Raw genomic sequence first — 1,293 nt, forward strand, 5'->3', positions numbered from 1 at the left:
CCGGAAAAGACACACTTTTCTTTACTTAACCCAAACTGGTTGCCTAGCAAAGGTTAAACGAAAACCCCCTCCCGGATACCCGGGGAGGGGGTTAGTCTGAGCGGATGACGGGACTCGAACCCGCGACCCTAACCTTGGCAAGGTTATGCGCTACCAGCTGCGCTACATCCGCAAATACGCTCGCCCATAAGGGCTTACGTGGTGCGCGATACTAGGATTGAACTAGTGACCTCTTCCGTGTCAGGGAAGCGCTCTCCCACTGAGCTAATCGCGCTGGGGTAAAAGCTATATAGAAGCTTTCAAGCGCAACCCCCTTCCAGGAGAAGGGGGTTTTGCACTGAGCGGATGACGGGACTCGAACCCGCGACCCTAACCTTGGCAAGGTTATGCGCTACCAGCTGCGCTACATCCGCAAATACGCTCGCCCATAAGGGCTTACGTGGTGCGCGATACTGGGATTGAACCAGTGACCTCTTCCGTGTCAGGGAAGCGCTCTCCCGCTGAGCTAAACGCGCATTACATCGAAACCGGTAAGGAATCTCTGCTGAGGTGGAAACGGGAATCGAACCCGTGTACACGGCTTTGCAGGCCGTTGCCTCGCCACTCGGCCATTCCACCGTGAGGCTGCCGCCTCAGTGGTTGCCTCGAAGTTATACCACAGAGCTTAACTTCTTGAGAAACCAGAGCGGATGACGGGACTCGAACCCGCGACCCTAACCTTGGCAAGGTTATGCGCTACCAGCTGCGCTACATCCGCATCACGTTGCAAGAAGAGCGAAGAAGAATCTCAATTGCTCTCTTGCGGTGCGAAAGATACTTTAGCGTGCTTGTGCGATTGATTACAAATTACCAGGTGAACATCTGTATTGTGCCTGTGGGCGTAGGGCTAAAGGCCAACCTTTGATGCCTCTGAATCGCAACGATGTCATTTATTCGCTTTCGTGGGTTGGTTACTGGGGGCTATCGAGTCGCTATCGTCATGGAGTTCCATCGGTGGGGTAATAAATCGTCGAACTGCGGAATCGCAAACGCAATGAAACTCAATTAGGGAAATTCCCAAAACGCGTGCTAACTTATTCCGCAGAGCAGCAAAGGCATAATGCTTTTCTGTCCGAGTCCCATAGCTCAGTGGAAGAGCGTTCCGTTCACACCGGAAAGGTCGCTGGTTCGAACCCAGTTGGGACTACTATTTAAAACCCCGGTCGACGCATCGTATAAAAACTGCGCGGCCGGGGTTTTGCTGTGTGACCTGAACTATATTGGGTTAAGTAAAGAAAAGTGTGTCTTTTCCGG

General features: G+C 52.7%; 7 tRNA genes. 1 reads left to right on the forward strand and 6 read right to left on the reverse strand.

From position 1 onward, the window contains the following. Positions 1 to 99: 99 nt before the first annotated feature. From HMPREF2849_RS07485 to HMPREF2849_RS07510, 6 genes are all read right to left on the reverse strand, one after another. Positions 100 to 172: transfer RNA gene (locus tag HMPREF2849_RS07485), tRNA-Gly, on the reverse strand. A gap of 27 nt (positions 173 to 199) precedes the next feature. After that, a tRNA-Val gene (locus HMPREF2849_RS07490) sits at positions 200 to 274 on the reverse strand. 66 nt (positions 275 to 340) lie between these two features. Further along, positions 341 to 413, reverse strand: a tRNA-Gly gene (locus tag HMPREF2849_RS07495). Between the two features lie 27 nt (positions 414 to 440). Then, positions 441 to 515: transfer RNA gene (locus HMPREF2849_RS07500), tRNA-Val, on the reverse strand. Between the two features lie 32 nt (positions 516 to 547). Further along, positions 548 to 618: transfer RNA gene (locus HMPREF2849_RS07505), tRNA-Cys, on the reverse strand. 66 nt (positions 619 to 684) lie between these two features. Next, positions 685 to 757 (reverse strand) — tRNA-Gly (locus HMPREF2849_RS07510). Positions 758 to 1,114: 357 nt separating this feature from the next. Between HMPREF2849_RS07510 and HMPREF2849_RS07515 the strand changes: the two genes are divergently transcribed. Beyond that, positions 1,115 to 1,186: transfer RNA gene (locus HMPREF2849_RS07515), tRNA-Val, on the forward strand. Positions 1,187 to 1,293 lie beyond the last annotated feature (107 nt).

It is taken from the genome of Corynebacterium sp. HMSC073B01, from assembly GCF_001838255.1.
Classification (GTDB): Bacteria; Actinomycetota; Actinomycetes; order Mycobacteriales; family Mycobacteriaceae; genus Corynebacterium; species Corynebacterium jeikeium_D.